The following is a 26,663-nucleotide window of genomic DNA, read 5'->3' as shown; positions in this document are numbered from 1 at the left end:
CAAACGCAGGGCGGCATGATAACGAATTGAGGCGTTGGCCCCTAGTAAAAGAATAAGAAAATAACAGTGCTGTTGGGTAACTCACTGAAGCTGATTCATATCTCACAGGATTCAAATACGGCAAAACACAAAATTACGCGTGACAGAGATTGTGTCGTAGCAAGGTATTGTCCAAACTAAAAGAAGCCGTTTTTATTATCACTACATAATCCTGTTGATGAGGTAAGGCGCTATGCGCATTGGTATAGATTTGGGTGGCACCAAAATAGAAGTTATTGCTTTAGCGAATGATGGGCAGGAGCTTTTTCGTAAAAGGGTCGACACCCCGCGTCATGATTATCAAAAAACCTTGCAGGCGATTGCGGCATTAGTTGCCGACGCAGAAGAGGCTACTGGGGAGCAGGGCAGTGTTGGCGTGGGTATCCCAGGCACACTCTCTCCTTTCACCGGGAAGGTAAAAAATGCCAATTCAGTCTGGCTGAATGGACAAGCGCTGGATAAAGACTTGTCAACGCTACTCTCTCGGCCGGTGCGTCTGGCGAATGACGCTAATTGCCTTGCTGTCTCTGAGGCAACGGATGGAGCAGGCGCTGGAAAGCATCTGGTGTTTGCGGCCATTATTGGTACGGGTTGTGGTTCCGGTATCGCCATTGATGGGCGTGTGCATGCTGGTGGTAATGGTATCGCCGGCGAGTGGGGGCATAACCCATTACCGTGGCAGGATGATGAGGAGCACAAGTATCAGCAGGAAGTGGCTTGTTATTGCGGGAAATCAGGCTGTATTGAGACCTTTGTCTCCGGAACAGGCTTTGCTACGGATTATTTTCGCTTGAGCGGTCAGCCGCTGAAGGGGCATGAAATTATGGCGTTAGTTGAACAAGGTAATGTGCTGGCTGAGCAGGTAATGGTCAACTATGAGTGCCGCTTGGCCAAGTCATTAGCCCATGTTATCAACCTGTTTGACCCTGATGTTGTGGTATTAGGTGGCGGGATGAGTAATGTCGATCGTCTGTATAAAACATTGCCTGCGTTAATTAGCCCCTGGGTATTTGGCGGTGAGTGTGAAACCCCGATTCGCAAAGCTGTGCATGGGGATTCTAGTGGGGTGCGAGGAGCCGCTTGGTTGTGGCCTGCCCTTCGTCCTTGATGCCACAGCGTTGTTAGCTACACTCGCGCACCCGAATCACTGACTTGTCATTGACCTGATATAAATAAGTTCATCGGGATTTGCTCACTTGCTGCCTGGCTGTAACGCTAAATGCTTAGTCTTGATTGACCCGGAAGATGTTATCTAAACGGCTAACGCCCAATCCGTTGACTTTTTTCACTTTAATTTGCACGGGGATTCTCTCTTTCATCGCCTCGACATGACTGATAACGCCAATAGTTTTACCCGATGCATTCAGGCTATCAAGGGCATCCAGTGCAGTATCCAGTGTCTCCGCATCCAATGTGCCAAAACCTTCATCGAGGAACAGCGAATCAATACTGGTTTTATGGCTGACGAGATCTGATAGCGCCAAAGCCAGCGCTAAGCTGACCAGGAAGCTTTCTCCCCCTGACAAGGTGCGAGTGTCACGGATAGCATCCGCTTGCCAGGTATCCACCACTTGCAGTTCTAGCGCGTCATTGGTTTTACGCTGTAACTGATAGCGCCCATGTAGACGGCTGAGTTGGTTGTTTGCCAGATAGACTAAATGGTCGAGTGTCAGACCTTGTGCAAACTTGCGGAATTTATCACCTTCTTTCGATCCAATTAAGTGATTGAGATAGCTCCAATCATCATATTGTTGCTGGCTAAGTTCAATTTGCTCAAACAGTGCATGTTGGTTGCGACGGCGAACTATGTCGCTTTCTAGCTGATTGCGTAATTCGCCTTGCCGTAAGGTATTGGCCTTCAGTTGGGCCAATAATTGTTCTGATTGCCGCTGTAATACTGCCAATTCAGATGCTTGATCGACACCATCAGGGCAAGATTGTATCAGTTGAGCCAATGCTTCACTGGCTTGTTGGTGACGGATATTGGCCTGTTGCTGGCGCTCACTCAGTTGCTGTTGCAATTGCTGCAAACGCTGCCTTTCTTCCTCACTCAAGAGTGCGGCGGTTAATGCAGCCTCATCATCAAATTCACTGCTTGCCAGTGCTTGTTGTAATTCAGCTTGGGCAGCGGTGGCTCGTTGTTGATTTTGATTGCACTGCTGTTCTAACCCCGCCAGCTCGCCGGAGAGCAAGTTAAGTTGAGATTGCGCCTGTTGCAGGGCTTGCGCTGCGTTTTGTTGAGCCAGCTCTGCGTGTTGCTGTTGTTGGCGTAATAACTGGCGGGCTTCAACCACACTGCGGTCACCAAACAGCGCCTGGCGTTGTTGCTTTTGTTGCTGCAACAGTGTTTCGGCCTGCTGATGTTGCTGTGTGAGTATAGATAGCTGATCAATGCATTCTTGCAAGTGGCGACATTCATTTTCAATCTGTGTTTCCAGTGCTTTTTGCCCCAGCGCCAACTGTTGTTGTTCCTGCTGATACTGGTGCCAGCGCTGATTTTCCTCTTCCCGCAGTGCCAGCCAGCGCTGTTGTTGGTCTGCCTCCGGCATTGATAGCGATAGCTCAGCCAGAGCATGGCTAAAGTCTTGACGTGTTTTTGCCAATTCAACCAGTTGATGCTGATGCTGTGCAAGTAACTTTTGGTGCGCTTGCCCGGCATCTTGTTGCCGCTGGCTGATTAAGGCCAATTGCTGCTGATGTTTTTGCTGCTGTTGTTCTGCTTGAGTCAGAATATCTTTGGCTTGTTGATATTGCTGATTAAGCTTTTCATATTCTGCCAGTTTTAGCTGACAGGCTTGCTCTGATTGTTCTTGTTGTTCCAACCAGGTTATTAAGGCCACAGGTTCATTCAACGCAAATGTTAGCGCCAGTGGTTGTGTTAGTACATGCCATTGCTGGTGATAATCTGTCAGTTGTTGCTGGCTGTGCTGTAACTCTTGCTCCAGACGCAACTGTTGCTGCTGCATGCTTGCGACCTGAGTGCGTAATTCAGTTCCCGCAGTGAAAAGTTGCTCAACCTGAAGTCGCAGTTCTTCTACTCGCACCGCCGTTTCTGAGGGTTTTACGGCTTGATACTCGGTAATAGCCGGGTGATCCAATGCACCACATAATGGGCATGCCTTTCCGGGCTGTAGTTTGGCTCTTTCCGATTCTAACCGGACGATTTGCTTTTCGCGCTCAAGCAAAGTTTCCAGATCAGTTAGATGCTGTTTTTGTTGTTTATATAACTGACGTTTTTCGGCCAATTGCTGCTCAAGCAGTTTTAGCTGTTGCTGCTGGCTAACAAACTGCTGTTGCTGTTTATCATGCAACGCCTGAACTTGCTGCGCCAATGGCGATAATGCCGCTAACTGCTGGCGCACAGGCCGTTGTTGCTGTAGTTCGATGAGTTGTTGGCGTAACTGCGCGGAGGGTTGTTGTTGCTCAAGTGCTGACAATTGTTGCTGAATACTACCGGTCTGCGAGTGGGCTTGTATTAATGCCGCTTGTTGCTGTTTATCTTGTTCATTCAGCGTGTCAATTTGCTGTTGTAAAGTTGCCAGTAACGTGGCCTGCTGCTGCAACTGCTGTTCGCTTTCAACTGATTGTTGTTGCTGTATTTGTAGCTGACGGAACTGTTCACGCCACAAAGGCAGGTTTTTTTCCCAGTGTTGATGGTGGGCATACTGCTGGGTGTACTCAGTCAGTTGTTGCAGGCGCTGGCGAGCTTGCTTGAACTGTTGTTCATTCAGTTCAAGCTGTTGTTTACTTTGCTGTTCTTTGGTGCGTAACTGTTCCAGTTGCGTACCAAGTAGCATTAATGAGTGCTGCTGCTGAGCAATAAGGTTATCTAGCGGAACAACTTTTTGCTCGATCAGTGTTTCTTGCTCATGCTGATTAGCAGCGTGTTGCTGGCGGGCAAGATTGGCTTGCTCCAGCGCCTGAGCTAGTGGCGTCAGTTGTGTCTGAAGTTGCTGTTGCTGCTGCGTCAGTGTGGTGATACGCAGTTGTATCTGCTGCAAATCCTGTAGGCTACGGGAACACTCACGTAATAGGGGGCGTAACTTTTCTGCTGGTTCACTACGGGCCAAGCGTTGCAGCTCGGGCTGTGCTTGCAGATATTCTTGCTCAATGATTTTCTGCTGCTGTTGATATTCCAACACATTTTTTTGCTGTTGCTGCCAACCGATGAGCCAGTTTATTTGGTTTTGATTGACCCGTTGTTCTGAGGCAAGTTGCTTTTCTTGTACACTGAGCTCATCTAATTGTTGTACCAGAGCTGCACGCTGCTCTTCATTTAGCAGCTCAATACCGCTGGCGCGTTGATGCAATGCATCAAGTGCGATCTTGGCTTGCTTATGTTGCTCAAATACATGTTCAGACAGCCGGCCATAGATGTCAGTGCCAGTTAATTCTTCCAATAATTCCGCGCGGTCATTGGCATCAGCATTGAGAAAAGCAGCAAATTGCCCCTGTGACAGCATCATGGATTTGGTAAAACGGCCAAAATCCAGCCCGGTGATTGCCGCAACCATATCAAGCTTATCGCGCACTTTATCGGCCAGGATCTTGCCGTTTTCGCATAGCGCCAGCTCAACTTTAGGTGCTTGCAGATTTCCTTCCGGGCTATTTTTAGCGCGCCGCTGGCTCCAGAAAGCACGGTAACGCGCTCCTTTTACCTCAAACTCGACTTCAGCCAGTGACTCCGCCGTGTGGCGAGTCATCAGTTCGTTGTGGCTGGGAGTGACATTCAACCGCGGGGTTTGGTGGTATAACGCGAGACAAATGGCATCGAGCAGGGTGGTTTTCCCTGCCCCGGTCGGGCCGGTTATCGCGAATAACCCGTTGCTGGCAAACGGTTCGGCGGTGAAATCTATCTTCCATTCACCCTGTAGAGAATTAATGTTTTTCAGCCGTAGACTTAAAATTCTCATGCAGATTGCTCCTCGGCGGCATCTTTACCTTGCGTGATATCTTCAACTACCAGATTAAACATCTGTCGCATGCGCTCTTGACGTGGTTCGGCTAAATCCGTCTCTAGCGCCAGCCGGCGTTCAAATACATCAGTGACACTCAGTTCATTGAGTGTTTCTTTTTCCTGCCGCTCAATACTGTTATTACGCTGCTCTTTGCTGCGGCGTAAGAGCACCACCTCAACGGGGAGTTCTGCGGCTAGTGCCTGAATTCGCCTTTGAATATCAGTGAGATAATCTTGTGTGGCAACTTCGATATCCAGCCACACCGGTAACCCCTGGTGGTCGGCAAATTTAGCCAACTGTTGCTCTATTTGCGCTAAGTCGCCTTTGATTAATTGCATTGGCTGAAATTGTGGGATGAAGAGCGGGGTCACTGAGGCGAGTGCTTGTTGGACAAACTCCACCAGATAAACACTTTTCTCTTTGCTCAACTCATCAAAACTCAGTGCAATTGGCGAGCCGCTATAACGGATATGTTCGGTTTTTGCTACTTGCTGGGCACGGTGAATATGGCCCAGAGCAATATAATCTGCCGGGGGGAAAGCCTGGGCTGGGAAAGCATCCAATGTGCCGATGTAAATATCACGAACCGAGTCCGAGGTAGTGACACCCACCGTAGTTAAATGCCCGGTAGCAATAATCGGCAAGGGCAGGCCTAACTCGGCACGCAGCTCGACGGCTCGCTGATAGAGCGCCTGATAGTGAGCAGCAATCGCTTCTTGCAACGCCAGTTGCTTCTGACCTCCGGATTCACCCGCCTGACTGGTCACTAAATCCCGTGGACGTAAAAAGGGAATCGCGCACAGCAGCGCTGCAGGTTGATTTTGGCGATCTTTTAACATAACAACCTGTTGCTCCAGATTGCTGCTGGCACAGGAAATGACCGTGGTATTCAAATAAGAAAGCAAGCCGCGAGATTCATTCAGCGTTGATACTGAATCATGGTTGCCCCCCAGAACAACCAACTGGCAGTTCGTCGGTTGCAGTTCAACCACGAAGCGGTTATACAGCTCACGTGCATAGCTGGGGGGGGAGCCGGTATCAAAAATATCACCTGCCACAATCAGCGCATCTACCTGATTTTCTTTGATCTGTTCTATGAGCCAGTGCAGGAATGCTTGATGTTCAGCCGCACGGCTTTTGGTAAAGAAATGCTGGCCCAAATGCCAGTCAGAGGTATGAATAATGCGCATAAGTCTCCCGCTTGGGCAGGTTGCCTTTAAAGATAATGGCGCTGATTATAAACGCTGCCTGCTGGATGTCGCGGCTAAAAAAAGGTTGTGAAGAAAATCTCCGAGACGCTTCGCAAACTTGAGTGCTGCATTTTGCATTTATCATGAAATTTATCACTATGCTTATTGCTTGCAAGAGGGTGATGTTTTTCATAAAAATGTCACAAAACTGACGCATAATGGCTTCCGAAATCAAATAGTGACCACTAACTTACTGGCAGGGTTGATGATGGCAAGACGCATACTGGTAGTTGAAGATGAAGCACCCATCCGCGAGATGGTGTGTTTTGTGTTGGAACAGAATGGCTACCAACCGTTAGAAGCCGAGGATTACGACAGTGCAGTAACTCGTTTGTCCGAGCCTTACCCTGATTTAGTGTTGTTGGACTGGATGTTACCTGGCGGCTCGGGTATTCAGTTTATTAAACATATGAAACGTGAAGCGCTGACCCGAGATATTCCGGTGATGATGCTGACAGCGCGTGGCGAAGAAGAAGACAGAGTGCGTGGTTTGGAAGTGGGTGCGGATGACTATATTACCAAGCCTTTTTCACCCAAAGAGCTGGTGGCGCGTATCAAAGCGGTTATGCGCCGGATATCGCCAATGGCGGTTGAAGAAGTGATTGAAATGCAAGGGTTGAGCCTTGATCCCTCCTCGCATCGGGTTATGGCGAATGAACAAGCGTTGGATATGGGGCCGACCGAATTTAAATTATTGCACTTTTTCATGACTCATCCGGAGCGCGTTTACAGCCGTGAACAGTTGCTTAATTATGTTTGGGGCACTAACGTTTATGTAGAAGATCGCACCGTTGACGTGCATATCCGTCGACTACGTAAGGCGCTGGAAATTGATGGCCATGACCGAATGGTACAAACTGTCCGGGGAACCGGATACCGTTTCTCAACGCGCTACTGAGTTTTCAGTGCCGGAGAATTCGTTGTGTTAGAACGTTTATCATGGAAAACGCTGGCTTTAGAGCTGGCTCTTTTTTGTCTGCCCGCATTACTGTTAGGTGCCTTTATCGGGTACCTTCCCTGGCTATTATTAGTCTCGGTTATTGCGGCGCTGGTGTGGAATTTCTATAACCAACTCAAATTATCTCACTGGCTGTGGTTAGACCGCAGCATGACACCACCTTCAGGGCGTTGGAGTTGGGAGCCGTTATTTTACGGCTTGTACCAGATGCAACTGCGAAATCGCCGTCGGCGTCGTGAGTTGGCTTTACTTATCAAACGCTTCCGCAGTGGTGCTGAGTCTTTACCCGATGCGGTGGTTATGACGACCATTGATGGCAATATTTTTTGGTGTAATGGGTTGGCTCAGCAATTGCTCGGCTTCCGTTGGCCGGAGGATAATGGTCAACATATTCTCAACTTGCTGCGTTATCCCGAATTCAGTCAGTATTTGCAACAGCAAGAGTTCTCCCGCCCGTTGACCCTGCAACTCAATAATGGTTATTACGTTGAGTTCCGCGTGATGCCTTATTCAGAAGGGCAATTGCTTATGGTGGCTCGTGATGTTACTCAAATGCGCCAGTTGGAAGGGGCGCGGCGTAATTTCTTTGCCAATGTGAGCCACGAGCTGCGCACTCCCTTGACGGTGTTGCAGGGATATCTGGAAATGATGCACGACCAAGAGTTGGTCGGGCCATTACGAGATAAAGCGCTGGGGACGATGCAAGAACAGACCAAGCGCATGGATGGGCTGGTAAAACAATTATTGACGTTATCGCGAATTGAAGCTGCACCTAATGTGGATATGAATGAGCAGGTCGATATTCCGCGCATGCTGAAAATGCTGCAACACGAAGTGCAAGCGCTGAGTAATGGGCGTCATGAGATCACCTTCCGCATTAATGATCAACTGAAGGTATTCGGTAACGAAGATCAACTGCGCAGTGCGGTTTCCAATCTGGTTTACAATGCGGTCAATCACACCCCTGATGGCACCAAAATTGAGGTGTGCTGGCAGCGAACCCCACAAGGGGCGCAATTTCAGGTGAGTGACAATGGCCCGGGTATTGGCCCTGAACATGTGCCGCGCCTGACTGAGCGCTTCTATCGGGTGGATAAAGCCCGCTCAAGACAAACTGGTGGTAGTGGTTTGGGGTTGGCAATAGTGAAACATGCTTTGAGCCATCACGATGCACGTTTGGATGTGATGAGTGAAATCGGTCTGGGGACGAGATTTATCTTTACCTTGCCGAATCGGTTGATTGTTCCGACGGTTTTAACCGAGAATGCAGTCAAATCCTAAGACTGTATGGATATCAAACTGATGAGATGGGGAAAACTGGTGCTGTTGCATGCTCTGCTAGGGTTTAGCTGCGGCACCCTGGCGCTCCCTGTCGCGGTATCGTCGGGCACAGTGGTTGATGTGCCAAAGCCAGATACTCTGTCTGGTAATCTTTCCAGTGTCGGTTCTGACACTTTAGCTAACTTGATGTCTTTATGGGCTGATGATTTCAATCATCATTACCCCGGCGTTAATTTGCAAATACAGGCGGCAGGTTCCTCAACTGCCCCAGCAGCACTGGCGGCGGGGGCCGCTCAACTCGGCCCAATGAGCCGGCCAATGAAAGCGGCTGAAATCACGGCATTTACTGAGCGCTATGGCTATCCACCACTTGCTGTCCCTGTCGCAGTGGATGCATTGGTGGTTTTTGTCCATCAGGATAATCCACTGGATAAACTCACCTTATCTCAGCTTGATGCTGTCTTTTCACAAAACCGCCGTTGTGGGGAATCCCATCGCATCCAACGTTTTGGCGAACTTGGGCTAAAAGGGCGCTGGGCTGAACGCTCGATACAACGTTATAGCCGAAATTCTGCCTCCGGCACCTATGGCTTTTTCAAACAACTAGTACTGTGTGGTGGCGATTTTTCAAATAATATCAATGAATTGCCTGGGTCTGCTTCCGTGGTGCAAGCTGTGGCCGGTTCACTGAATGGTATGGGTTACGCCAGTATTGGTTTTCGAAACAGTGGTGTTAAGCCATTGTCCTTGTCGACGAACGGACAGGATTATGTGATGCCAACGGCTGAGAATGTTAAAGATGGCCGCTACCCCCTGGCTCGCTACCATGATATTGATATCAATAAAGCGCCGGGCCAGCCGCTAGAGCCGTTGACTGCGGCCTTTCTTGAACGCGTTTTATCACCAGAAGGGCAACAGCGCGTGACTCATGACGGCTATTTGCCCTTGCCCCCAGAGATCCTGAATCGCACTCGGCAAGAGTTGGGTTTTGCCTATTAATGTGGCTGGATTGTTAGAGAGTATTAGCTGTAAATTGTTAATGATTGGATATAAATGATACAAATCATATGATGTGTATTTCTCAAAATCTGGCATGATTAACTGCTTTTTAAATATTGTATGGATGAAGACTCTGCTTTTGTGATCCCGACTTGCCTTTCTCCGCTATAAACGGTCTACTTACCGCCGTTGTTGGCCTATTCCACCTGCAAATAACTTCAAAAACACTGCATACTGACGAAATAGATTGCTTATTAACCGCCGGAGTTTGCGTTTATCAGAGCTTTGTATCGTTTCGATCACGTCGGAAAGACCACAACTTAGGACTTTTTCTTTTGATCATTTAACTAGGCAACGCACATCACTATGAGTCATCGTTTATCGTCTAAAGATATTATGGCATTGGGCTTTATGACCTTTGCCTTATTCGTTGGGGCCGGCAATATCATCTTCCCACCGATGGTTGGTTTACAATCGGGTGAACATGTGTGGTGGGCCGCTTTGGGCTTCCTGATTACCGCCGTTGGATTACCGGTCATTACTGTTATCGCGCTGGCTCGCGTGGGCGGTGGTATTGATGCCCTGAGTACCCCAATTGGTCGCGGTGCCGGCCTGGTACTGGCAACTGTTTGTTATCTGGCCGTTGGCCCTCTATTTGCCACCCCGCGTACTGCGACAGTTTCCTTTGAAGTCGGTATTGCGCCTTTAACGGGGGATGGCCCGCTGCCACTGTTTATTTACAGTGTGGTCTACTTTGCACTGGTGATCGGGATTTCCCTGTATCCGGGGCGTTTGCTGGATACGGTCGGGCATATTCTCGCGCCACTGAAAATTTTAGCACTGGCTATTTTAGGTATCGCAGCGTTGATTTGGCCTGCTGGCCCGCTGATTCCGGCCACTGATGCATATCAGAATGCCGCGTTTTCTTCTGGTTTCGTCAATGGCTATTTGACCATGGATACCTTAGGTGCTTTGGTGTTCGGTATCGTCATCGTCAATGCAGCGCGTTCACGTGGTGTGGTTTCTGCTGGATTGCTGACGCGCTATACCATTTGGGCCGGCTTGATTGCCGGTATCGGTCTGACGCTGGTTTATCTGAGCTTGTTTAAGTTGGGTTCAAGTAGCGGTGGTTTGGTGCCCGATGCACAAAATGGTGCCGTGGTATTGCATGCCTATGTTCAGCACACCTTCGGTGGTTTAGGCAGCGTGTTCCTGGCGGCGTTGATTTTCATCGCCTGTATGGTGACCGCGGTGGGCCTGACTTGTGCCTGCGCTGAATTCTTTGCCCAGTATTTGCCGCTGTCATACCGTACATTGGTATTTATCCTCGGTATCTTCTCAATGATGGTATCGAATTTAGGACTGAGCCATCTGATTCAGATTTCCATTCCGGTGCTGACGGCAATTTACCCGCCATGCATTGTGTTGGTGCTGATGAGTTTCACTTTGCGCTGGTGGCACCATGCTCCACGTATCGTGGCTCCGGTCATGTTGGTCAGTTTGTTATTCGGTATCCTCGATGCGGTAAAGGCCTCGACCTTTGCAGAATATCTGCCGGAATGGACTCAGCATTTGCCATTAGCTGAGCAAGGTCTGGCATGGTTATCACCATCCCTGCTGGTATTCGTCGTCGTAGGGTTGTACGATCGCCTGTGCTGTCGTCAGGTTGTTGCCGCCAAGCAATAACTGCACAGTCATCGAGTATTTTTAGCCACGGCTCATCCCCGTGGCTTTTTGCTGAAAAAAGACGGGATAAAGTTCATGGAATTACCAGTCAAAAATAAGCTGAAACGCGGCCTAACAACACGCCATATCCGCTTTATGGCATTGGGGTCAGCAATAGGTACCGGCTTATTCTATGGTTCGGCTGATGCAATAAGAATGGCGGGGCCAAGCGTATTATTGGCGTACCTGATTGGTGGTGTGGTGGCATTTATCATCATGCGCGCTCTGGGTGAAATGTCCGTCAATAACCCACAGGCCAGCTCTTTTTCTCGTTATGCGCAAGATTATCTTGGGCCAATGGCGGGCTATATCACCGGTTGGACTTATTGCTTTGAGATTCTGATTGTTGCGATTGCCGATGTGACCGCGTTCGGTATCTATATGGGGGTCTGGTTCCCGGATGTGCCGCATTGGATATGGGTGCTGAGTGTTGTCCTCATCATTGGTGCCGTCAATATGATGAGCGTTAAGGTGTTCGGTGAGCTGGAGTTCTGGTTCTCATTCTTCAAAGTTGCCACCATCATCGTTATGATTTTGGCCGGTATTGGTATCATTGTCTGGGGTATCGGCAATGGTGGGCAGCCGACTGGTATTCATAATTTATGGACTAACGGCGGCTTCTTCAGTAACGGTTTTGTTGGCATGATTCTGTCATTGCAACTGGTGATGTTTGCTTATGGTGGGATTGAGATTATCGGGATTACTGCCGGTGAAGCAGAAGATCCGAAAAAGTCTATTCCGAAAGCCATCAACTCAGTGCCATGGCGTATCCTGATGTTCTACGTCGGTACCCTGTTTGTCATCATGTCTATTTACCCATGGAACCAAGTGGGCACTAACGGTAGCCCGTTTGTGCTGACCTTCCAGCATATGGGAATTACTGTTGCTGCGGGGATTCTGAACTTTGTGGTTATCACCGCATCATTATCAGCCATTAACAGTGATGTGTTCGGTGTCGGCCGTATGCTCAACGGGATGGCGGAGCAGGGCCATGCCCCCAAAGCCTTTGCCGCGATTTCTAAACGCGGTGTGCCGTGGGTGACGGTGTTGGTGATGATGGGAGCCATGCTGACGGCGGTTTATCTGAACTACATTATGCCGGAAAATGTGTTCCTGGTTATCGCTTCACTCGCGACCTTTGCGACCGTCTGGGTGTGGATTATGATCCTATTCTCCCAAATTGGTTTCCGCCGCTCGTTAAGTAAAGATCAAGTGAAAGCGCTCGATTTCCCGCTGCGTGGCGGCACCTTTACTTCCGTGCTGGCGATCATTTTCCTGGTGTTTATCATTGGGCTGATTGGCTGGTTCCCAACGACTCGTGTCTCTCTGTATGTCGGGTTAGTGTGGATAGCTTTATTGCTGGTGGGATATTACTTCAAGGTAAATCATCAGAAGAAGAAAGCGAATGAGCTGAAAATCGCAGAGTAATTTTGAATATAAAGCCGGGAGATATCCCGGCTTGAGCGTAATGACAAAGCTGTTGATAACTTAGTGAGTGAAGGGTTTACCGCACCTCGGGGCACTTCGGTCGCTTACGCGCTTGTATTTGAAACTAAGAGCGACCCCAACGGCACGCTTCCCCTTCATTTGGCTTTGTCAGCAGTCTGGCCGGGAGATCTCCCGGTTTTTTTGTCTCTTTATTTAGCCATTCAATAGTTCTCTCCGCCCCCGACCTCATCCTCAATATTTATGCTGACAGATGAGGGGTATTCCTCTGCAACATGGCATTGTTTCTATCGACTTATTTATACAGGTGAATGTGTCGCGGCGTTAATGTCTGCACCAGATAGCCTTAACAGCAATCGTTTTGGTTAAAGCAGGAGAGTTTTATGCTGAGTGGTTGGCATCTACCGGTCGCGCCTTTTGTCCGTCTACGGGGCGATGCGTTACATATTACACTGTGGTTACATGGAGAGTGGTTGCAGGGGGATAATTTACCTGCACAAGTTTTCTTACGCTGTGAGCCGGATAATGAAGAGTGGCTGCTCACCATGAAGGGTGAACTGCACGATGGTTTCTGGCGTTATCGCGCAACATTGCCATTACATGAAGGTCAACCAGTACGGCGTTATTGCTTCAAGTTACTGTGGAATGATGATCAACTGTGGTTCGGGCCATTAGGTTTTTCGGTAGTTCCTCCGGCGCAATTGGCTCAGTTTGCTATTGAGTTGCCAGACAGTGGCCCTGACTGGGTTGCCGATCAAATTTTTTATCAAATTTTCCCCGACCGTTTTGCCAGTAGCCAAAGTGAACATGGGGTGCAGAATGGCAGTTATCTCCATCACGCTGCGGGGCATGCGGTATCGCGTCGTGAATGGCAACAACCATTGGATGATGTGAATGCTGCCTCGACATTCTATGGCGGCGATTTGGCCGGTATTTGCCAAAAACTCCCCTATCTACAAAAGTTGGGTGTGACTGCGCTTTATCTTAACCCGATTTTCACCGCACCCAGTGTGCATAAATACGATACAGAAGATTATTATCAGGTTGATCCTTACTTTGGTGGCGAAAGTGCTTTCTTGCAATTACGCGGCGCTACCCGTGATGTTGGCATGAAATTGGTGCTCGATGGTGTGTTTAACCACACCGGTGATTCCCATCATTGGTTTGACCGTCATCAACAGGGGGAAAACGGTGCTTGTCACCACCCTGATTCACCCTATCGGGGGTGGTTTAATTTCTTCCCCGATGGTCGGGCGCTGGATTGGAAGGGCAATGCCAGCTTGCCGAAACTCAACTTCGCGAGTGAAGATGTGGTTAACCAAATTTATCGCGCCGAAGACAGTGTGGTGCGCCATTGGTTAAAACCGCCTTACAGTATTGATGGCTGGCGGCTGGATGTGGTGCATATGTTGGGTGAAGAAGGCGGTGCAAAAGGGAATTTTCATCATCTGGCGGGGATTTATCAGGCGGCGAAAGACGAAAATCCTCAGGCCTATATTTTGGGCGAGCATTTTGGCGATGCGCGAAACTGGCTCCATGCCGGAGTAGAAGATGCGGCCATGAATTATATGGGGTTCGCTTTGCCGGTACGCAGCTTCCTGGCGGGTTGTGATGTCGCCTATCATCCAATAAAACTCAGCGCGGAGGATTGTGCCTATTGGATGGATGAATATCGTGCCGGATTACCTCATGGGCACCAACTGCGTATGTTTAATCAATTGGATAGCCATGATACTGCCCGTTTTATCACTTTGCTGAATGGCGATAAAACGCGCATGCAAATGGCGTTGATATGGCTATTTAGCTGGATTGGCGTGCCCTGCTTATTTTATGGCGATGAAATTGGCCTCGATGGCGGCAATGATCCCTTCTGCCGCAAACCTTTCCCGTGGGACGAAGCATTGTGGGATGACGACTTGCTGACATTGTGTCAGCGAATGGCAGCTTTGCGGCACAACAGTTTGGCTCTGCGCCGCGGTGGATGCCAGGTTATCCATGCCGATGGCGATTCTCTGGTCTTTATTCGCAGCTATCAGCGCGAGCGGGTGATGGTAGCCATCCAGCGCAATCGCGCGAGTGATATCTTCTTACCCGTATCTCCTTTACTGAATATTGCTCAGTGGCAGCGTTTAGAAGGGATATCAGAACTGGATCTCACTGACTCTGGGGTCAATCTGCAATTGTCTGGCGAGAGTATCACTTTGTGGCGTGGTCAATCTTAGTTATTAGCCATAGTGAGTGCTAACTTAAGAGTTAGTTATTCAGTGTTATAGATTAAAGCGGCGAAATGCCGCTTTTTCTTTGGTTGAAATACTATGTCTATAACGGGTATAGATAGTTGTCAGGTAAATTCACCGAAGGGAAAATATGATGAGCACAGCTAAAAGACAGGCATTGATAATCGGCGCCTCTCGGGGATTGGGGCTGGGGTTGGTTGATGAGCTTAACCGCCGTGGCTGGTCAGTCACCGCGACCACACGCGGTGTAGCAAAAGATACTGCTGCACATGCGGCCCATTGGCTAACATTGGATATTAACCAACCCGACAGTATTAAAGCATTCTTACCACAGGTGCAGGGTCAAACGTTTGACCTGATTTTTATTAATGCCGGTATCTCCGGGCCAGAACATCAATCTGCGCTTGATGCCAAACCGGAAGAGATCCTCGAATTGTTCCAAACCAATGCGATTTCCCCGATCCGAATTGCCCAGCTTTTGCTGGCACAGCGCAATCCTACTCATAGTGTATTAGCCTTTATGTCCTCACAACTGGGGAGTCTTGGACATAATGCTTCAGGCCATAAGCCTTTGTATTCAGCCAGTAAAGCTGCATTGAATATGATGACGCGCAATTTAGTCGCCGAAGTAGCGGACCCCTCGTTGACGGTGTTATCTATTCACCCGGGTTGGGTAAAAACAGATATGGGCGGGGATGCCGCACCACTGACAATAGCGACCAGTGTGAAAGGGGTGGTGGATCAAATTGAGCACGCTTCCGGCAAAGGTGGTCATGGCTTTATTGATTATCAAGGACATTCACTACCCTGGTAATCTAAACAGATGAATACCCCCATCGATATATTGATGGGGGATGAGTTACATTAGTAAGCCATTACTATCAGTAACCGATGGCGGCCCCTGCTGGGCGGCGAACATCATTAGCTCCATACAAGTAACCCTCTCTCACTTTCCCTGAGACGGCAGAATCATTGCCCGAATTGGCAGGGCTGACACCCTCAACACCCGCTAATCCGACCAAAATTAACTCGGCTGCTCCCCAAGGATTCTGCTCAACCATTTTATATCCCATTGTTTTCAGCAGATTAAGACTGTCTGCGGATACCCCACGTTGCTCGTAGTAAACTTCATCGGGTAGCCACTGATGATGGATGCGGGGCGCATCTACGGCCTCTTGCGGTGCCATACCGTGGTCAATTACATTCAATGCGGTTTGCAAGGTAATGGTGATGATCCGTGAACCGCCGGGTGAGCCTAATACCATAAATGTCTTACCGTCTTTGGTCACCAGTGTAGGGCTCATAGACGATAGTGGGCGCTTACCGGGGGCGATGGAATTGGTTGCTCCCTGTACCAAACCATACAGGTTTTGCTCACCGACTTTGACGGTAAAATCATCCATTTCATCATTCAGGAAAAAGCCGGTACCAGGTGCAATGACGACTGCACCAAAGCGACCATTCACCGTATAGGTGGTAGAAACGGCGTTGCCATCATGATCGACGATAGAATAGTGAGTTGTTTCAGGTTTCTCATGCGGCTGCATACCCGGCTGAACTTCTACCGACGGCGTGGCCTTGTTGGCGACAATTTGCTTGCGAATATCTGCGGCATAACTTTTACTCAGCAGGCGGTCAATCGGATTTTTAACAAATTCAGGATCGCCGAGGAAAGTATTGCGATCCATATAAGCATGGCGCATCGCTTCTGTCAGTGTATGAATATAAGCGGCAGAGTTAAAGCCCATGCTCTTCAGGTCATATCCCTCAAGGACATTCAACGTCTCACATAAGGTTACGCCGCCGGAGCTAGGTGGCGGAGAGGAGACGAATTTATAGCCACGATAGCTACAGGTAATCGGGGCGGTTTCCGTGATTTTATAATTGGCAAAATCGGCAGCGGTCAAAATACCTCCGCCTTTTTTAGCTGCCGCTTCAACTGCTTGCGGTATCTTCCCTTGATAGAAAGCATCCGGCCCTTTCTCTGAGATAGCAGTCAGAGTATCAGCCAGATCAGCTTGAATCAGACGGTCACCTGGTTGCAGAGCTTCACCATTTTTACGTAGGAAAATACGAGCTGATTCAGGATCTTGGCGGAAGCGTTTAACGGTTGTATCAAGAATATCCGTATCAGCGCGGGTCAATACAAAGCCTTCCCGTGCCAGTTTGATCGCCGGAGCCATGACTTGCTGGCGGGTTAATTTGCCGTATTTCTTTTGTGCACTATCCATTCCCAATACAGTACCGGGAACACCAGCAGCCAGATAACCATACAAACTGGCGTCTTTGGTGACTTTACCCTCGTTATCCAGATACATATCGGCACTGGCCGCGGCAGGAGCGGTTTCACGGAAATTTATAAATGTGTCCGTTCCATCTGCAAGGTGAATGGTCATAAAGCCACCACCGCCAATATTGCCACAGCACGGATTCACTACTGCTTGCGCATAGCCCACGGCTACCGCTGCATCAACCGCGTTCCCCCCCATTTTTAGAATGTCAGTCCCAACCTGTGAAGCCAGATATTGGGATGTTACTACCATGCCATTTTTTGCTTCCACCGCAGGTGTTGAGGCCGCATGCACCGTACCACTGATGAGCAAAGCCAATACAGCTAAGGGTTTGTTCCATTTTTGCAAATGCATTCTGACTCCTGTTATTTCCTGCCCGCCAGGGATGACCCGGTCATTTTTGTCTGGCAGCTGATAATCGCTGCTTATGGAGTGTGAAAAACACACGCCAGTAATAATTAATAGCAGAATTAATGTTTATGACTGCTAATTAATTAGCAGCGCAAGGGAAATGAGTCAGTTATTACCAGGCAGGGAGGTGTGTTTTGTTTGAGTGGAGTAAAGATAAATAGAAATAACTTATTGAAAATAAGTAAATATTCCTAAATTGCATAAGCTGGGAATCGAAAAGATTATTATATAGACTCTGCGGCGGGTGCTTGAAGCTGTCTGCTTTGGGCATTGTTTGAATCAGTGCTGTAAGTGCTTTTGTAAAAACAGTTGTTGTCATAAAGCAGATAGGAAAAAGCCCCGTACTGAAGTTAATCAATACGAGGCTCCCTAATGCCTAGCAACATTACGGTAGCCTTTTACCCGCCGAAAGGCAAGGCAAGGAGGCTGAATATGCCAAAGAATACGCTTGTTTTATGCCTGTTAATTGTTTGCATAACAGTGCTGGCATTTACATTGATTACGCATAAGTCACTGTGTGAATTACGCTTAAAAGATGGAAACAAAGAGGTTGCGGCCATTTTAGCTTACGAATCTGAACGGTAAGGCAATCGGGCGGGGAGCAATCCCCGTCTTTCGTTGTCAGGTAGCAGTTTTCAAGCACCCATTTGCAAATTTTACAAAATAAAAAAGCCAGTCAGTGTGAACTGACTGGCTTGATACCCCCGAATAAATTAGGGGTGGCATAAACTGTTATTACAGTTTAGAGGCGTTTTCAGACAGATATTTAGCTACGCCGTCTGGAGATGCGCCCATACCTGCTTTACCTTTCTCCCACTGAGCAGGGCAAACTTCGCCGTGTTCTTCGTGGAATTGCAGTGCATCAACCATACGCAGCATTTCGTCAACGTTACGGCCCAGTGGCAGGTCGTTAACCACTTGGTGACGAACAACACCGTTTTTGTCGATCAGGAAAGAACCGCGCAGTGCAACGCCAGCATCTGGGTGCTCAATACCGTAGGCTTTCTGAATTTCACGTTTGATATCAGCAACCATTGGGTATTTAACTTCACCAATACCGCCTTTATCGACCGGGGTTTTACGCCATGCGTTGTGTACGAACTCGGAGTCAAAAGAAACACCAACAACTTCAACGCCACGTTTCTGGAATTCTTCGTAACGGTGGTCGAAAGCGATCAACTCTGAAGGACAAACGAAAGTGAAGTCCATTGGCCAGAAGAACAGGACAGCAGGGCGGCCGTTCAGGTGTTTTTTCAGGTTGAAGTTTTCAACGATTTCGCCGCTACCAAGAACAGCAGCTGCTGTAAAATCAGGGGCTTGACGAGTTACCAGAACCATAAATTACTCCTGTTAATTAGGGATGGATTAACCAGTTGTCTTAAAAGTATCGGCACAGCATAGGTATTTAAGCGCGATGAATAAAGGGATAAATACCAATTGTTGTGATAGCTTTTACCTATTGTTACAACGATTTTAGTTTCTTAGTCTTGCTAAGATACCCATTCTTACAGAAAGCGCAAGTGACTTAGAATCAATAACCATACAATAAAGAATGTTTTAATCTAAATTTGTTTATCTTGTGCCTGTAACATCATTGCAGGATAAAAATCCCAAAACAACTGTTCTAATGGCTGATAGTGTTGCTCTATATCGTGAAATGACCCCGCAAGTGCTGCCAGCTTTGGCCGTCGGTTAGCCATGCCTTGTAACACATCAGCTATAAAGGGTAGTTCAGCGTAGCGTTCCAGCCAACGCTCTGGCCACAGATAGGCATTGAGATTCTGAAAGCGAGCCGGTGTCAGGGGTAAATGCGGCAAGATTTGGCATTGCGCATGCGCGATAAAATCGGGCAGCGAGCAGTCTGGCATCAGTTTATCCCAATTGCGGGCCAGAAAATGATCCCATAATACATCCAGAGTAATAGGTGCAACGCGGCGATAGTCTGCACTGAAATAGCCACGGGCCTCTTTCACTAATGGCAATGTATCAGTCATCACATCAACGCGACGATGCATCATGATGCCAGCGACTATCTCAGGGGAGTATTCCCCTTGCGGATTACCGCGTACAAAGTCGGCCAACAAATTGCCCAATAAAGAGCTGTCAGCCAGTGTTGCAAGATGGAGGTGAGCAAGAAAATTCATGCGTTGAGTATAATGCAAATAGCCGCTAATTCTCCTTATTTCTTGCAGCCAGCCCTTCAGGGTTCTAGACTAGCCGCCTATTTTTGTGAACCTGCCCCTGATATCTGTGGGCCGGGTCTGTTCTGATATAAAGTGGAAAGCCATGCGCGTTGCCGATTTTTCTTTTGAGCTGCCAGAATCACTTATTGCCCATTACCCTCAGCCCCAGCGTAGCGGTTGCCGCTTATTGTCTCTGGATGGCCCAACGGGAACACTAACGCACGGCATTTTCACTGATTTGCTGGATAAACTGGTGCCCGGTGATCTGCTGGTATTCAATAATACGCGGGTTATTCCGGCGCGTTTATTTGGTCGCAAAGCCAGCGGTGGCAAGCTTGAAGTGTTAGTGGAGCGCGTTTTGGATGATCACCGTGTTCTGGCTCATGTCAAAGCGTCAAAAGCGCCTAAACCCGGTACTGAGCTGCTGCTAGGTGACGATGAGAGCATTTGTGCCACTATGCTGGCACGCCATGACACACTATTTGAGTTGCGTTTTGACGATGAGCGGGATGTTTTCACTATTTTGGATGCGGTCGGCCATATGCCTTTGCCTCCTTATATAGACCGACCTGATGAAGATGCCGATCGCGAGCTATACCAAACGGTATACAGCCAACGCCTGGGGGCAGTGGCAGCGCCGACCGCAGGTTTACATTTCGATGAGCCGATGCTGGCGGCATTGCGAGAAAAAGGCATTGAGATGGCTTTTGTTACCTTGCATGTCGGCGCAGGAACGTTCCAGCCGGTGCGAGTCGAAACAATTGAAGATCACATCATGCATTCTGAGTACGCAGAAGTGCCGCAAGAAGTGGTTGATGCAGTTCTGGCCTGTAAGGCCCGTGGTAATCGGGTCGTTGCGGTGGGCACGACCTCAGTACGTTCATTGGAAAGTGCCGCCAAAGCGAGCGATAATGGCCTGATTGCTCCTTTCTTTGGTGATACCCGAATCTTTATTTATCCGGGTTATCACTATCAGGTTGTTGATGCATTAATAACCAATTTCCATTTGCCTGAATCAACATTGATAATGTTGGTTTCTGCTTTTGCTGGTTATAAAAATACCATGAATGCATACCAGCAGGCGGTTGCCGAGCAATATCGCTTTTTCAGTTACGGTGATGCCATGTTTATCAGCCGTAATCCGCAGGCAAGCACAGAAATGATATCCCTGGATGGAGCGGATAATCAGTAGAGCATGTTCTCTTTATGCCGGCTCATTTTTCTAGGTGATCCCCCTGAAACAGCCGGAGACAGTATCTGTCTCCGGGATAAACGTTGATTAATGGCCTTTGGCCGCCTCTTCAATCAACGCTATGATTTCATTGGGATGGGAAGCCAGAGAGGCGTGGCTGGAGTCCAGACGAATGGTTTTCTTCGGTTTCATCCGTTCTGTAAACCATTGCTGGGTTTCTGGCGGTATCATATGGTCCTGATTGGAAATCTGATACCAACTAGGTATGGTTTTCCACGCCGGTTCTGCCGAGGTGTCTTCAAAGCAACGGCCTGAGGTTGGTTTTTGCGCGGCAGTCATAATGATGGCTTCGTTTTTGTCTAAATCGTGACAGAAACTTTCGTGGAATTTCTCCCGCTTAATCCAAAGAAAACCATCCGGATCGGGAACAAGATTGGCCGCTCCTGAAGGAGGGGCGCGTAGTTGGAAAATACTGCCAAGGCTTTCGCCTTTATCCGGCGCAAACGCAGCAACAAAGACCAGCCCAACCACATGAGGCAAGTCACCAAGTTGGGAAATCACCATACCACCATAGGAATGACCAACCAAAATGGTTGGCCCTTCCAATGATGCCGCCAGCTTTCTTGTACGCTCCACGTCATCCGCCAACGATGTCAGTGGGTTTTGTACCGCGTAGACGGGATAATCTTTGTTGTGCAGCGTAGGAATAACATGACGCCAGTGAGAGCCGTCGCCCCATGCGCCGTGGACTAATAGGATATTCGGTTTTTTTGTCATTTTATGCCCCGTATTATCAGCAAGGATAATAATGAAAATAGGGTAGTGGACAGGCTGATATCTGCGGTGTCACAGATTCATGAAAAGTATAGTTCAGGCATAACTTTTTATGGAAATATCGACTTATGTCGTGCTGCTAATGTCATCGACCAAGACGACAAAGTATTATCGATAAAGTGGCATACAAAATTATAGAACAATGCATATAACGATAAGTGCTACTTAAGCCGTCTGGCTTGTGTCGCGGGTGAGTCAGTTGCTATCATGCGCTCCTTTTAATCACGCACCAGACTGTTTCTCTGATGCTGGAGGTTATGTGAAGTACGAATTACAAAAAACTGATGGCCGCGCGCGTCGTGGTCGTCTGGTATTTGAACGCGGTGTCGTAGAGACCCCGGCATTTATGCCGGTTGGCACCTACGGTACGGTAAAGGGGATGACGCCGGAAGAAGTGAAAGAAACCGGCGCGCAGATTCTGCTGGGTAACACTTTCCATCTGTGGTTACGCCCTGGTCAGGAAATTATGAAGCTGCACGGCGACTTGCATGATTTTATGCAATGGCACGGCCCAATCCTGACTGACTCCGGCGGTTTTCAGGTATTCAGTCTTGGCGCGATGCGCAAAATCAAAGAAGAAGGGGTGACGTTCCAAAACCCAATCAACGGCGATAAAGTGTTTCTCAGCCCAGAAAAGTCGATGGAAATCCAGTATGATCTCGGCTCTGACATCGTGATGATTTTCGACGAATGTACTCCCTACCCAGCTGATTGGGATTATGCGAAGCGTTCGATGGAAATGTCATTGCGTTGGGCCAAACGTAGTCGTGACCGCTTTGATGAACTGAACAATAAAAATGCCTTGTTCGGTATCATTCAGGGGGGCGTTTACGAAGATTTACGTGATGTATCGGTAAAAGGGCTGGTAGATATCGGTTTTGATGGTTACGCTGTGGGCGGCCTGGCGGTAGGTGAGCCAAAAGAAGATATGCACCGTATTCTGGAACATGTCTGCCCACAGATTCCAGCAGATAAACCACGCTATTTGATGGGCGTGGGGAAACCTGAGGATTTGGTCGAAGGTGTCCGCCGCGGTATCGACATGTTTGACTGTGTTATGCCAACGCGTAATGCCCGTAACGGCCATTTGTTTGTTACCGATGGCGTGGTGAAAATCCGTAATGCCAAGCATAAAAGTGATACTGCAACGCTCGACGAACACTGTGATTGCTACACTTGTCGCAATTATAGCCGTGCCTACTTGCATCATCTCGATCGTTGCAACGAAATACTGGGTGCGCGCCTGAATACCATTCATAACCTGCGTTACTATCAACGCTTAATGGCGGGTTTACGTCAGGCTATTGAAGAGGGTAAATTAGAGAGCTTCGTTGAAGATTTCTATGGTCGGATAGGAAAGCCTGTTCCACCACTATCTCCACAATTAAGCGATTGATTTTAAAATTATTGCCTTTGCAATTATGGACTGAACGGTTAGGATTTTGCGGTTGCTGATTTTAACACACTGATTTCACACTACTGATATTGATAACAATGAGGGAATTTTAATGAGTCTTTTCATTTCCGATGCTGTCGCATCCGCCGGGGCTCCGGCTCAGAGCAGCCCGTACTCCCTGGTGATTATGCTGGTGGTATTTGGTCTGATTTTTTACTTCATGATCCTGCGTCCACAGCAAAAACGTGCTAAAGAACACAAAAAACTGATGGATTCTATTGGTAAAGGTGATGAAGTGTTGACCACTGGTGGCTTACTTGGTCGTGTTACTAAAGTTGCGGAAACAGGTTATATCGTTATCGCACTGAACGACACCACTGAAGTGATGATCAAACGTGACTTCGTTGCTGCCGTTTTACCGAAAGGTACAATGAAAGCTCTGTAATTTTCGATTTTCCCGAAGGGAATTGCCGTGTTAAACCGTTATCCTTTGTGGAAGTATCTGATGTTGATCGTGGTGATCTTCGTCGGTCTGCTATACGCACTTCCCAACCTTTATGGTGAGGATCCGGCTGTTCAAATCACTGGTGCGCGAGGAATCGCCGCCAGTGAAACAACGCTGGTCCAAGTCCGTGACGTTTTAGAAAAAGACAACATAGCGAGCAAGTCTATTGCACTGGAAAATGGTGCAATCCTGGCTCGCTTTAGAGATCCTGACGTCCAGCTGCGCGCTCGTGAAGCACTAATGGCTGCGATGGGGGACAAATACGTAATCGCACTGAACCTGGCTCCTGCAACCCCTTCGTGGCTTGCAAAATTGGGTGCAGAGCCGATGAAACTTGGTCTTGACCTGCGTGGTGGTGTGCACTTCTTGATGGAAGTGGATATGGACACTGCGCTTGGCAAGTTACAAGAGCAAACGATGGATACTCTGCGCAGTGATTTGCGTGAGAAAAATATCCCGTATGCGACAGTGCGTAAACTGGATAATTATGGTGTTGAAGTGCGTTTCCGCGACGATAAAACTCGCGATGACGCTATCAGCTACCTTTCTCCTCGCCATCGTGATCTGGTGATTGGCTCCAATGGCAGCAATACCTTAAAAGCTGTGATGAGTGATGACCGTCTGCGGGAAGCGCGCGAATACGCCGTTCAGCAAAACATTACTATTCTGCGTAACCGGGTTAACCAATTAGGTGTAGCCGAGCCGTTGGTTCAGCGCCAGGGTTCAGATCGTATTGTCGTTGAGTTACCGGGTATTCAGGATACTGCACGTGCCAAAGAGATTCTTGGTGCAACGGCAACGCTGGAATTCCGTTTGGTCAACAGCAATGTTGATGCCTCCGTTGCTGCTTCCGGTCGTGTACCGGGCGATTCTGAAGTCAAAAATACGCGTGAAGGCCGCCCGGTTGTCTTGTACAAGCGCGTTATCCTGACCGGTGACCATATTACCGACTCCACTTCCAGCACCGACGAATATAACCAGGCTCAGGTTAATATCTCGCTCGATAGCGCGGGTGGTTCTGCTATGTCTAATTTTACCAAAGACAATATCGGCAAGCCGATGGCGACTTTGTTTGTAGAATATAAAGACAGCGGTAAAAAAGATGCTAATGGCCGTGCGATTCTGGTTAAGCAGGAAGAGGTTATCAACGTCGCGACCATCCAGTCTCGTTTGGGTAACAGCTTCCGCATTACCGGCATTGATAATCCGGCTGAAGCTCGTCAGCTTTCTCTATTGCTGCGCGCTGGTGCATTGATTGCACCCATCCAGATTGTAGAAGAACGCACTATCGGGCCAACTTTGGGTTCTCAAAATATTACTCAAGGTTTGGAAGCTTGCTTGTGGGGCTTGGCGGTTTCTATCCTGTTTATGGTGGTTTACTACCGTAAATTTGGTGTGATTGCCAGTACTGCGCTGTTGGCGAACCTGGTGTTGATTGTGGGCGTGATGTCTCTGTTACCGGGGGCGACATTAACCATGCCGGGTATTGCCGGGATAGTGTTGACCCTGGCGGTAGCCGTTGATGCTAACGTTCTGATTAACGAGCGAATAAAAGAAGAGTACAGAAACGGGCGGACGATTCAGCAAGCGATTCATGAAGGGTACAAAGGTGCCTTCTCAAGTATCGTCGATGCGAACGTAACGACACTTATCACAGCGATTATTCTTTATGCTGTGGGTACCGGTTCGATTAAAGGCTTTGCCATTACAACGGCAATCGGTGTTGTAACGTCAATGTTCACCGCAATCGTCGGTACTCGTGCCATCGTCAACCTGCTTTACGGCGGCAAGCGCATTAACAAGCTGTCTATTTGAGGAGTACGTTGTGGCACAGGATTATACTGTTGAACAACTGAACTATGGCCGTAAAGTCTATGACTTTATGCGCTGGGATTATGTTGCTTTCGGCGTCTCATTGCTGTTGTTAGTGGCATCCATCGTGGTGATGTCCACTAAAGGGTTTAACTGGGGGCTGGATTTCACCGGTGGTACGGTGATTGAAATTTCCCTGGAAAAACCTGCGGATTTGGACCAACTGCGTGACACATTGGAAGCAGCGGGCTTTGAATCGCCAATTCTGCAAAACTTTGGTAGCACCCGTGATGTGATGGTACGTATGCCACCCGCCACCGGAACTGCCGGGCAGGAATTGGGCAACAAAGTCATCTCTGTTATTAATGAGTCGGTTGATAAGAATGCATCGGTAAAACGTATCGAGTTCGTCGGGCCAAGTGTGGGCAGCGATTTAGCCCAGGCTGGCGGGATGGCGTTGATAGTCGCGTTACTGTGTATTCTGGTTTATGTCGGTTTCCGTTTTGAATGGCGTCTGGCTCTGGGGGCGGTTATTGCTCTGGCGCATGACGTGGTTATTACCATGGGGATCTTGTCGTTATTCCATATCGAGATTGACCTGACCATCATCGCTTCATTGATGTCGGTTATTGGTTACTCACTTAACGACAGTATTGTGGTATCAGACCGTATTCGTGAGAACTTCCGCAAGATTCGCCGCGGGACACCTTACGAAATCATGAACGTGTCCCTGACTCAGACCTTAAGCCGTACTATCATGACCTCAGCAACCACGCTGATGGTGGTATTGATGCTGTTTATCTTCGGTGGTGCGATGCTGCAAGGCTTCTCATTGACGATGCTGATCGGTGTTTCCATCGGTACTGTTTCATCCATCTACGTTGCGTCCGCGCTGGCGTTGAAACTGGGTATGAAACGTGAGCATATGTTGCAGCAGAAAGTAGAGAAAGAGGGCGCAGATCAGCCTTCAATCCTACCTTAAGTTGTAAACGATAGAACGCAAATAAGCCCTGATACTGGTATCGCTGGTGTCAGGGTTTTTTTATTGTACATTAGTTATTTCTTCTTTATTTTTCCATGTTTATTTTAATCCTCTTATTTGTTTTAAATAAACTATTTTCGTTTTAAATTTCCTTATACTAAAAG

The 26,663-nt window shown here is 48.4% G+C and carries 20 protein-coding genes; 14 read left to right on the top strand and 6 right to left on the bottom strand.

What is annotated here, in order from left to right; translation table 11 throughout:
- Nucleotides 1-232: 232 nt before the first annotated feature.
- Nucleotides 233-1,147, top strand: a complete 915-nt coding sequence (mak, locus tag HU019_RS13535; protein WP_174849419.1) for a fructokinase — start codon at nucleotides 233-235, stop codon at nucleotides 1,145-1,147.
- 115 nt (nucleotides 1,148-1,262) lie between these two features.
- Here the strand turns inward: mak and HU019_RS13530 are convergent, their stop codons facing one another.
- Nucleotides 1,263-4,952, bottom strand: a complete 3,690-nt coding sequence (locus tag HU019_RS13530; protein WP_174849418.1) for an AAA family ATPase — start codon at nucleotides 4,950-4,952, stop codon at nucleotides 1,263-1,265.
- Nucleotides 4,949-6,187, bottom strand: a complete 1,239-nt coding sequence (gene sbcD / locus HU019_RS13525; protein ID WP_174849417.1) for an exonuclease subunit SbcD — start codon at nucleotides 6,185-6,187, stop codon at nucleotides 4,949-4,951. The genes HU019_RS13530 and sbcD overlap by 4 nt, the downstream gene beginning before the upstream one ends.
- Before the next feature lie 268 nt (nucleotides 6,188-6,455).
- Between sbcD and phoB the strand changes: the two genes are divergently transcribed.
- The 7 genes from phoB (at nucleotide 6,456) to HU019_RS13490 (ending at nucleotide 15,707) form a co-directional block, all read left to right on the top strand.
- On the top strand, nucleotides 6,456-7,145 hold the full coding sequence (gene phoB / locus HU019_RS13520; RefSeq protein WP_026018045.1) for a phosphate response regulator transcription factor PhoB: 690 nt from the start codon (nucleotides 6,456-6,458) through the stop codon (nucleotides 7,143-7,145).
- Between the two features lie 24 nt (nucleotides 7,146-7,169).
- A complete protein-coding gene (gene phoR, locus HU019_RS13515; protein WP_174849416.1) occupies nucleotides 7,170-8,486 on the top strand; it encodes a phosphate regulon sensor histidine kinase PhoR in 1,317 nt (438 codons plus the stop codon).
- A gap of 21 nt (nucleotides 8,487-8,507) precedes the next feature.
- On the top strand, nucleotides 8,508-9,485 hold the full coding sequence (locus HU019_RS13510) for a PstS family phosphate ABC transporter substrate-binding protein (protein WP_174850495.1): 978 nt from the start codon (nucleotides 8,508-8,510) through the stop codon (nucleotides 9,483-9,485).
- Between the two features lie 366 nt (nucleotides 9,486-9,851).
- A complete protein-coding gene (gene brnQ, locus HU019_RS13505; protein ID WP_174849414.1) occupies nucleotides 9,852-11,171 on the top strand; it encodes a branched-chain amino acid transport system II carrier protein in 1,320 nt (439 codons plus the stop codon).
- Between the two features lie 75 nt (nucleotides 11,172-11,246).
- A complete protein-coding gene (gene proY / locus HU019_RS13500; protein WP_050077314.1) occupies nucleotides 11,247-12,638 on the top strand; it encodes a proline-specific permease ProY in 1,392 nt (463 codons plus the stop codon).
- A gap of 401 nt (nucleotides 12,639-13,039) precedes the next feature.
- Nucleotides 13,040-14,878: a maltodextrin glucosidase gene (gene malZ / locus HU019_RS13495; RefSeq protein ID WP_174849413.1), complete on the top strand. Its 1,839-nt coding sequence runs from the start codon at nucleotides 13,040-13,042 to the stop codon at nucleotides 14,876-14,878.
- A gap of 148 nt (nucleotides 14,879-15,026) precedes the next feature.
- On the top strand, nucleotides 15,027-15,707 hold the full coding sequence (locus tag HU019_RS13490; protein ID WP_174849450.1) for an SDR family oxidoreductase: 681 nt from the start codon (nucleotides 15,027-15,029) through the stop codon (nucleotides 15,705-15,707).
- Between the two features lie 67 nt (nucleotides 15,708-15,774).
- On the opposite strand, the gene ggt is transcribed toward HU019_RS13490, so the two are convergent.
- Nucleotides 15,775-17,538, bottom strand: coding sequence for a gamma-glutamyltransferase (gene ggt / locus HU019_RS13485; RefSeq protein WP_174849412.1), 1,764 nt, complete (start codon nucleotides 17,536-17,538; stop codon nucleotides 15,775-15,777).
- A 489-nt stretch (nucleotides 17,539-18,027) separates the two neighbouring features.
- Between ggt and HU019_RS13480 the strand changes: the two genes are divergently transcribed.
- Entirely contained in the window at nucleotides 18,028-18,180 is a 153-nt protein-coding gene (locus tag HU019_RS13480; RefSeq protein ID WP_174849411.1) for a type I toxin-antitoxin system Hok family toxin, read from the top strand.
- Between the two features lie 150 nt (nucleotides 18,181-18,330).
- Here the strand turns inward: HU019_RS13480 and HU019_RS13475 are convergent, their stop codons facing one another.
- Both HU019_RS13475 and HU019_RS13470 read right to left on the bottom strand, forming a co-directional pair.
- Entirely contained in the window at nucleotides 18,331-18,933 is a 603-nt protein-coding gene (locus HU019_RS13475) for a peroxiredoxin C (protein ID WP_174849410.1), read from the bottom strand.
- A gap of 224 nt (nucleotides 18,934-19,157) precedes the next feature.
- A complete protein-coding gene (locus HU019_RS13470; protein ID WP_174849449.1) occupies nucleotides 19,158-19,739 on the bottom strand; it encodes an acyl carrier protein phosphodiesterase in 582 nt (193 codons plus the stop codon).
- A gap of 142 nt (nucleotides 19,740-19,881) precedes the next feature.
- Between HU019_RS13470 and queA the strand changes: the two genes are divergently transcribed.
- Nucleotides 19,882-20,970: a tRNA preQ1(34) S-adenosylmethionine ribosyltransferase-isomerase QueA gene (gene queA, locus HU019_RS13465; protein ID WP_174849409.1), complete on the top strand. Its 1,089-nt coding sequence runs from the start codon at nucleotides 19,882-19,884 to the stop codon at nucleotides 20,968-20,970.
- Between the two features lie 87 nt (nucleotides 20,971-21,057).
- Here queA and HU019_RS13460 read toward each other — a convergent pair whose 3' ends face one another.
- Complete coding sequence (locus HU019_RS13460) at nucleotides 21,058-21,747, bottom strand: alpha/beta hydrolase (RefSeq protein WP_174849408.1); 690 nt, start codon at nucleotides 21,745-21,747, stop codon at nucleotides 21,058-21,060.
- 316 nt (nucleotides 21,748-22,063) lie between these two features.
- Between HU019_RS13460 and tgt the strand changes: the two genes are divergently transcribed.
- The 4 genes from tgt (at nucleotide 22,064) to secF (ending at nucleotide 26,499) form a co-directional block, all read left to right on the top strand.
- Complete coding sequence (tgt, locus tag HU019_RS13455) at nucleotides 22,064-23,200, top strand: tRNA guanosine(34) transglycosylase Tgt (protein ID WP_005166606.1); 1,137 nt, start codon at nucleotides 22,064-22,066, stop codon at nucleotides 23,198-23,200.
- 112 nt (nucleotides 23,201-23,312) lie between these two features.
- Nucleotides 23,313-23,645 (top strand): preprotein translocase subunit YajC, encoded by a 333-nt coding sequence (gene yajC, locus HU019_RS13450; protein ID WP_005166605.1) that lies wholly within the window; start codon nucleotides 23,313-23,315, stop codon nucleotides 23,643-23,645.
- Nucleotides 23,646-23,672: 27 nt separating this feature from the next.
- A complete protein-coding gene (gene secD / locus HU019_RS13445) occupies nucleotides 23,673-25,520 on the top strand; it encodes a protein translocase subunit SecD (RefSeq protein WP_174849407.1) in 1,848 nt (615 codons plus the stop codon).
- Between the two features lie 10 nt (nucleotides 25,521-25,530).
- Complete coding sequence (gene secF, locus HU019_RS13440; protein WP_013649437.1) at nucleotides 25,531-26,499, top strand: protein translocase subunit SecF; 969 nt, start codon at nucleotides 25,531-25,533, stop codon at nucleotides 26,497-26,499.
- Nucleotides 26,500-26,663 lie beyond the last annotated feature (164 nt).

Source organism: Yersinia artesiana (assembly GCF_902726545.1).
GTDB classification, from domain to species: Bacteria; Pseudomonadota; Gammaproteobacteria; order Enterobacterales; family Enterobacteriaceae; genus Yersinia; species Yersinia artesiana.
Note: the sequence above shows the minus strand (reverse complement) of the source record. Positions and strands in the feature narration are given on the sequence as shown.

Excerpts from the sequence above, each read along its gene's own strand:
- mak (WP_174849419.1), top strand. The coding sequence starts at position 233 with ATGCGCATTGGTATAGATTTGGGTGGCACCAAAATAGAAGTTATTGCT.
- HU019_RS13530 (WP_174849418.1), bottom strand. The coding sequence starts at position 4,952 with ATGAGAATTTTAAGTCTACGGCTGAAAAACATTAATTCTCTACAGGGT.
- sbcD (WP_174849417.1), bottom strand. The coding sequence starts at position 6,187 with ATGCGCATTATTCATACCTCTGACTGGCATTTGGGCCAGCATTTCTTT.
- phoB (WP_026018045.1), top strand. The coding sequence starts at position 6,456 with ATGGCAAGACGCATACTGGTAGTTGAAGATGAAGCACCCATCCGCGAG.
- HU019_RS13510 (WP_174850495.1), top strand. The coding sequence starts at position 8,508 with ATGAGATGGGGAAAACTGGTGCTGTTGCATGCTCTGCTAGGGTTTAGC.
- brnQ (WP_174849414.1), top strand. The coding sequence starts at position 9,852 with ATGAGTCATCGTTTATCGTCTAAAGATATTATGGCATTGGGCTTTATG.
- proY (WP_050077314.1), top strand. The coding sequence starts at position 11,247 with ATGGAATTACCAGTCAAAAATAAGCTGAAACGCGGCCTAACAACACGC.
- malZ (WP_174849413.1), top strand. The coding sequence starts at position 13,040 with ATGCTGAGTGGTTGGCATCTACCGGTCGCGCCTTTTGTCCGTCTACGG.
- HU019_RS13490 (WP_174849450.1), top strand. The coding sequence starts at position 15,027 with ATGAGCACAGCTAAAAGACAGGCATTGATAATCGGCGCCTCTCGGGGA.
- ggt (WP_174849412.1), bottom strand. The coding sequence starts at position 17,538 with ATGCATTTGCAAAAATGGAACAAACCCTTAGCTGTATTGGCTTTGCTC.
- HU019_RS13480 (WP_174849411.1), top strand. The coding sequence starts at position 18,028 with ATGCCAAAGAATACGCTTGTTTTATGCCTGTTAATTGTTTGCATAACA.
- HU019_RS13475 (WP_174849410.1), bottom strand. The coding sequence starts at position 18,933 with ATGGTTCTGGTAACTCGTCAAGCCCCTGATTTTACAGCAGCTGCTGTT.
- HU019_RS13470 (WP_174849449.1), bottom strand. The coding sequence starts at position 19,739 with ATGAATTTTCTTGCTCACCTCCATCTTGCAACACTGGCTGACAGCTCT.
- queA (WP_174849409.1), top strand. The coding sequence starts at position 19,882 with ATGCGCGTTGCCGATTTTTCTTTTGAGCTGCCAGAATCACTTATTGCC.
- HU019_RS13460 (WP_174849408.1), bottom strand. The coding sequence starts at position 21,747 with ATGACAAAAAAACCGAATATCCTATTAGTCCACGGCGCATGGGGCGAC.
- yajC (WP_005166605.1), top strand. The coding sequence starts at position 23,313 with ATGAGTCTTTTCATTTCCGATGCTGTCGCATCCGCCGGGGCTCCGGCT.